Annotated in this window: 5 protein-coding genes, 1 tRNA gene and 1 pseudogene; 1 reads left to right on the plus strand and 6 read right to left on the minus strand. The window is 52.0% G+C overall.

Going from position 1 to position 6,302, the window contains the following annotated elements; all coding sequences use genetic code 11:
- Positions 1–345: 345 nt before the first annotated feature.
- The 3 genes from QZ506_RS14405 to QZ506_RS14415 all read right to left on the minus strand — a co-directional run bounded on the left by QZ506_RS14405 (position 346) and on the right by QZ506_RS14415 (position 2,447).
- Positions 346–422: transfer RNA gene (locus tag QZ506_RS14405), tRNA-Pro, on the minus strand.
- Positions 423–500: 78 nt separating this feature from the next.
- Positions 501–2,204 carry an LPS biosynthesis-modulating metalloenzyme YejM gene (yejM, locus tag QZ506_RS14410; protein ID WP_291971952.1) on the minus strand — a complete coding sequence of 568 codons (1,704 nt, stop codon included), beginning with the start codon at positions 2,202–2,204 and terminating at the stop codon, positions 501–503.
- Positions 2,205–2,219: 15 nt separating this feature from the next.
- Positions 2,220–2,447, minus strand: a complete 228-nt coding sequence (locus QZ506_RS14415; protein WP_291971954.1) for a YejL family protein — start codon at positions 2,445–2,447, stop codon at positions 2,220–2,222.
- Positions 2,448–2,613: 166 nt separating this feature from the next.
- Between QZ506_RS14415 and yejK the strand changes: the two genes are divergently transcribed.
- Positions 2,614–3,624 carry a nucleoid-associated protein YejK gene (gene yejK / locus QZ506_RS14420; RefSeq protein ID WP_291971960.1) on the plus strand — a complete coding sequence of 337 codons (1,011 nt, stop codon included), beginning with the start codon at positions 2,614–2,616 and terminating at the stop codon, positions 3,622–3,624.
- Between the two features lie 100 nt (positions 3,625–3,724).
- Here the strand turns inward: yejK and rplY are convergent, their stop codons facing one another.
- From rplY to QZ506_RS14435, 3 genes and pseudogenes are all read right to left on the minus strand, one after another.
- Positions 3,725–4,009: a 50S ribosomal protein L25 gene (rplY, locus tag QZ506_RS14425; RefSeq protein WP_291971956.1), complete on the minus strand. Its 285-nt coding sequence runs from the start codon at positions 4,007–4,009 to the stop codon at positions 3,725–3,727.
- A 174-nt stretch (positions 4,010–4,183) separates the two neighbouring features.
- Positions 4,184–5,950 (minus strand): annotated as a pseudogene (locus tag QZ506_RS14430) (DEAD/DEAH box helicase).
- A gap of 3 nt (positions 5,951–5,953) precedes the next feature.
- Complete coding sequence (locus QZ506_RS14435) at positions 5,954–6,202, minus strand: YecH family metal-binding protein (RefSeq protein WP_291971958.1); 249 nt, start codon at positions 6,200–6,202, stop codon at positions 5,954–5,956.
- Positions 6,203–6,302 lie beyond the last annotated feature (100 nt).

The following is a 6,302-nucleotide window of genomic DNA, read 5'->3' on the forward strand; positions in this document are numbered from 1 at the left end:
CCACAACGCCCACAGACTGGAGCTTAAGGGAGAATCATTAAGGAAAAATAGCCCGGTAGTGGAAAGCGCAGAAGAAACACGCTAAAACGATAAAAAAATCAGGTTCCCGGATGATCGATACGATGCGAAAACGTGATCGACCTTAGATGCGAATCGATGATCGATCGCATGCGAATATGCACATGGGAAGCGTCATGTCCATCATGATCGTCTATCCACAGGTTTTAGCCGATAAAATGAAGTGAATCCCGTTAGGGTTTTTCCCCCGTAATTCCCCCATTTTTCCCCCGCCAAATCCCAGGCATAAAAAAACAACCGTAACAGGTTGGTTTTCTTGGGATTATTTGGTCGGCACGAGAGGATTTGAACCTCCGACCCCTGACACCCCATGACAGTGCGCTACCAAGCTGCGCTACGTGCCGACGCTATGGGGCGCTATATTACCGTCTCCTGAAACGATTGCAATAGCCTGCTGGCGCGATCGCTTTAGATTTAGGCAGTTAGTTGGCAATAAATCGCCTTTCGCTGGTGAGTACCTGTAACAGCAGCGGTAAACTTGGTTTTTCATTACGCAATTTTTCACCGTCACTGTTGTAGGCATCGTAGCTGCCATTGGCTTCCAATTGGATGATCTGCTCTGGCGTTGTGATCATCAACGCACCGCGGTTTCCGTTCACCAGCCAGTTATTACGTCGCTGGGCCGCAAACAGGTCTTCCCCTTGCGCGTAGTCCGTGGCGGACGTTTTGACATGCAGCAAACGCTGCATCAACGTGACCATAACGTCTTTTTGATCCGTCATTTTACTGATGGTCTGCGCAGGTGTACCCGGCCAATGTACCACCAGTGGGATCTGCCACTGTGAGCGACGGTAGCGGCTGCCTTTATCCTGTTCGCTGGATTTTGCAGTAATAATCACGACGGTATTATCCAGTTTGCCTTGGCTTTGCAACGTATTAAGTATTGCGCTGATGTTTTGATCGGTGGCTTTAGCATCCGTTAGGGCTCGGGCACCAGTGGTGCCAAGCTCAATATAAGAAAACCACGGCGATGTGGGTTGCGTACCGGTTTCCAGCCACGTCTGCCACTGTTGAACGGTATCAACATCACGTTGAGTTACCGGTACTGAAAGCGAAAAGTCTGACAGTAGTGCCTGGCGATAAAGCGGGTTATCAAAGCCGTTGCTTGAGAAAAGACCAAATTGATAGCCTTGTTGGTTCAGGGAACTCACCAACGCTGATGGTGTGCGTGCACTCAATACCCCATCCATGTAGGTGGTCGAGATGCCATAGAACATGTTGAACAGGCTGCTTTGGGCATTCTGGCTGACATTGAAATGGTTGCTGAAGTGCACGTTCTCTTCTGCAAAACGCATCAACTGCGGCATACGGATGAGCTGAAGTTGATCTGCGACCACAATCAACAGATTGTAGCCGCTGCCGGCATCGCGGAACTGAATATTGTTCAGTGGGTATTCCAGCGTAATCGCCTCAGTGTTGCCCTGTAGGGCAATGCGTCGCTCATATGCTTGAGCGTCCAGCAGGCCGTGTTTTTCCAGAAATCGTCGCGCAGTCATCGGATAGGATAACGGCAATGTGGCGCGCTGCATGGTGATCGGTCGATAGAAGTTGGCATCGGCCCAGATATACATCATATGCGAGGCGAAAAACGCACTGATAAATACCGCGGCAACCGGCATGCCAATGCAGTGACGGTTCAGACTACGCAGTTTTTGCCAGCACCAGGTGCCAAACAGCATCTCCACCATGAAAATCACGGGGATGCCGATAAACATCAGTTGCCAGTCACGGGCCAGGTCACTTTGTTCTGGATTGATCACAAGCTCCCAGACGGTGAGATTCAAGTGCAGGTGGAAGCGGCTAAACACCTCCATATCCAGCAACAGCAGCGTCAGCCCTGCGGTTGCCAACGCCGCAGAAAGAAAACGCAGCAAACGCTGCGACATCACCACGAACGTCAAGGGAAAGACAATCAATAGGTAGACGGCAAAAACGATAAAACTAAAATGCCCCAGCCAGCTGACAAGGGCATAGCTACGGCCAAGTAACGATGAGGGCCAATCCTCCACGAACAGATAGCGGCTGCCCACCCCCAGACTTAACAGGATGTTAAATAGCGCGAACCAATGCCCCCAACTGATCATCTGGGAAACTTTTTCGCGATAGTTGTGACGGTTGCTTACCATAGCCTCTGGTCGGTGTTAGTGCGCGTTATGGGTAGTGATGGATGCCTGCAACGCATCAGCAAAAGAACGAGCCAATACCTGACGCTGCTCCGGTGCTACGCTGGTGTTGATAAGATTGGTGACCATGTTGCCCAAAACCATCAAGGAGAGGTCAGTAGGGGTACGGTGTTTTTCCAATACGCTTACCAATTCGGAAAGCACTTGTTCGACGAGTTCGTCACTGTAACGGGATAATTGTGCCATAAAAGGGCGATTCTCAAGCTGATAAAGGGGAATATCTTACCGTAACGACCTGACGTTTTCCGCAATTTTATCATTTTAGCATCAACCTCTGGTGGATGGAGGCTTTCTCTTGCAGGGGACCTGCGTTGGTGTTTGAATACGCTCCTTGCCAAAAGGAGAGTTTATCATGAGTCTGGATATCGACCAGATTGCCTTGCATCAGCTTGTCAAACGTGATGAGCAAACGTTGGAGTTGGTGTTACGGGATTCGTTATTGGATGCCACCCCCGCCGTTGACGAGATGATGGCAGAGTTGCACCGCGTCTACAGTGCGAAAAACAAGGCCTACGGCGTGTTCGAGGAACAGAGCGAATTGGCCCAGGCACTGCGTGGCTGCCGTAAAGGGGAGGAGGATTTCCTCGGGTTTAGTCGCGCGGCTACCGCGCGTTTGCGTGATGAACTGGCGAAATATCCCTTTGCGGAGGGGGGAATCGTGCTGTTCTGCCAATACCGCTATCTGGCGGTTGAGTACCTGCTGGTGGCGGTGCTGAGCAGTTGCAGCAGCATGCGCGTCAATGAACAGTTGGATATCAGCAGCACACACTGTCTGGATATCCCCCATGCGGATATTGTGGCGCGTATCGATCTCACAGAATGGGGAACCAACCCGGAATCTCAACGCTATCTGACCTTCCTGAAAGGACGGATAGGGCGCAAGGTCGCGGATTTCTTTATGGATTTCCTCGGTGCCAGAGCAGGGCTTGACGCCAAAGCGCAGAGTCGGGGCCTGTTGCAGGCGGTAGACGATTATTGTGCCGATGCGCAGTTGGATAAAAACGAGCGTCAGCAATACCGTCAGCAGGTATACAGCTATTGCAATGAACAATTGCAGGCAGGGGAAGAGATAGAGGTTGCTGCGTTGTCGCAGGAGCTACCGCCGTTGGGAGAGAAAACCTTCCATGCTTTTTCAGAAGAGCACGGCTATGAATTGGAAGAGAGTTTCCCTGCGGATCGCAGCACGCTGCGCCAACTGACCAAGTTTGCTGGCAGTGGCGGTGGGTTGACGATCAACTTTGATGCCATGCTGCTGGGCGAGCGTATCTTCTGGGATCAGACAACCGACACACTTACCATTAAAGGAACGCCGCCGAATTTGCGCGATCAGCTACAGCGCCGTTTAAGCAGCGGTGATAAATAAGCGACTAGAAAACGAAAAACGCCGCATAAGTGGCGTTTTTCTTATCGACATTCTTGCTTGCTAGGAAAACTCGCAGCGTCCCACTGATTTCCCCAAACGATTAAGCGCGAACGAAGTCGATGTGAGTCAGTTTCGGCTTGTAAGCGTGACGCTGAACAGCCTGAACTTTCATTTTTTCTTCTTTACCATCGACAACCAGGGTCAGAACTTCGCCGTAAAAACCTTCTTTAGCTTCCAGGTTTTTAACGCTGTCGTGATCCAAGGCGATAGATACCGGCGCTTCCGCACCACCGTAGATGATGGCTGGGAATTTGCTGGCTGCGCGCAGGCGGCGGCTCGCACCCTTACCCCGCTCTTTACGTACTTCTGCGTTAATAGTGATCATGATTTTCTCTATTTTAGAAAATACACCTGCTACAGGCGACCCAGCAACAGGTTAGGTTATTCGCAATGGAATGTGTATTATTCACAATGGAACAGATTTGCTTTTGCATGACAAAAGCGGGCTGCATTCTAACGGAATATCCGCGTGGCGGCAAATGAAACCGTGTTACGCCAGCTAGAGTAATTCATTGGCACGGTGAAAACGGCCTTCATAATCAAACAGTTTTTCCCTCACTTGCCAAAAGCCTTGCCGCTGTTTGCCTTGGCGTAGCGCCACGACAAAGTCCGGCGCACGCAGGGCGGCCTGTTGGCGCAAGATATTCTGTGCGGATTGCCATGTCAGCACTAGCCCCGGCGCACGTTAGTGCACCCGTAAAAACTGCTGAGTAAAGACGCGGCGCTGGGCAGGCGTGTGCAGGCGAGAACGTTCGCTGACGTCAGCGCCGTCTTCATTAACATAGGTGATCTTTAGCCATTCACCCTTCTCATCCTGCACGGTCGTCATCTGCATACCGCTACAGCGCAGCACTAGGGCATCTTTCAACTTGAGTGCGGCTTTTAGCATGTCGTCAGGATCGACCATAATGTGATCGCATTGGTGGCAACGACGCGCGGCAATGTCGTTTTCGGCACCACATTCCGGGCATACTTTAAAGCGGAAACGGTAATCGCACTGCGTTCGAACGCAGTTGTCGTCTTCTTCATAGCCCTGGCAGCGGCGACCATAGTGTTCGACGATATCACCCTCCGCCGTGGTTTTTCCCAAAAACAGGTTGGCAAAACCGCACTGTGGGCAAAGCACCTGTACCGGCTGGCTCCCGCTGTGCGGTTTATGGCTGCCTACTTCCGGCATATACAAATCATGGGGATTCCCGGCGTAATCCAGAATCAGGCAATCCGTTTTTCCTAGCGATAGGCGCAGGCCGCGTCCAACGATCTGCTGATACAGGCTGACGGATTCCGTCGGGTGCAGGATAGCGATGACGTCAACGTGCGGCGCATCAAAGCCTGTCGTCAACACCGCCACGTTGACCAGATAGTGCAACTGTTGCTGCTTAAAGGCAGCGATCAGCGCATCGCGTTCTGCGGCAGGGGTTTCCCCGCTGATAAAAGCGGCTTTTTCTGAAGGCAACAGACCGTGTATTTCCCGGGCGTGCTCCATGGTCGCCGCAAAGATCATCACGCCTTTACGCTCGGTGCCGTAGCTGACTATCTGATTGACAATCTGGGGCGTCACGCGCTGCTGCCGTCGTAATTCACGGTTGAGTTCCGCATCTCTGAACAGACCGTGGGGCTGTACGCTCAAACGGCTGAAATCGTATTGCACTACTGGCATATCCAGGCGCTGCGGCGCTACCAGAAAGCCGTGTTTGATCATGTAACGCAGCGGGAGTTCATAGATACAGTCGCGAAACAGGCATTGTTCATCACCGCAAATCATGCCGTGGTAGTGATATTGATAAATCCAGCCTTTGCCTAGGCGGTAAGGCGTTGCGGTAAGGCCAAGCAGGCGCAGTGCGGGGTTTTGTGCGCGCAGGTGCGTAATGATTTGCTGATATTGACTGTCATCGTCATCGCTGATGCGGTGACATTCATCGATGAACAGTAGCGAGAACTGGGTAAAGGCAGGCAGATTTCGCGCCACGGATTGCACACTGCCAAACACCACTTTGCCTTCGCTGCGGCGCTGGTTAAGTCCGGCTGCAAAAATGTCGGCATCCAATTCCCAGGCGAAATATTTAGCGTGATTCGGTTCAACCAGCTCTTTGACATGCGCCAGCACCAATACGCGCCCTCGCGCTAACCGCGCCAGTTCGGCAATCACCAGACTCTTTCCTGCGCCGGTGGGCAGTACGATCAGCGCAGGGTGTTGATATTGGCGAAAATAGGCCAGCGTGGCGGAAACTGCTTCCTGTTGATAGGGGCGTAAGGTGAACGCCATGGCTTAGTGTTGGCAGATCTTGCTGGCTGCCGTGTTAAACCCTGCGTCCTGTGGGATAAACTTGCCTTTGTTTGCCAGAAAATCCACCAGCATGGCCGCGCTCATGTCGGCAGCGGAGCAGGTATGAAAGCGTACGTCGGCACCGAAACGCGCTTCAATGGCGGCAATCAGCCTCTCAGTGGTGTAGGATTCGGCAGAATCCAGCATCATATGGGCTTTGTTGAATAATAGGTAATCATGCTGTTTTTCCATGCCAGTTTTGGTTGAAAATGCTTGTCATCTCAGGTGTACACTTTTCTCATGAGGCCTAACTGCATGATTTTACGTTGCGAGGATCCGTCGTTTCGCTGGG

Origin of the sequence: Candidatus Symbiopectobacterium sp. (genome assembly GCF_020054415.1) — a bacterium.
GTDB lineage: Bacteria > Pseudomonadota > Gammaproteobacteria > Enterobacterales > Enterobacteriaceae > Symbiopectobacterium.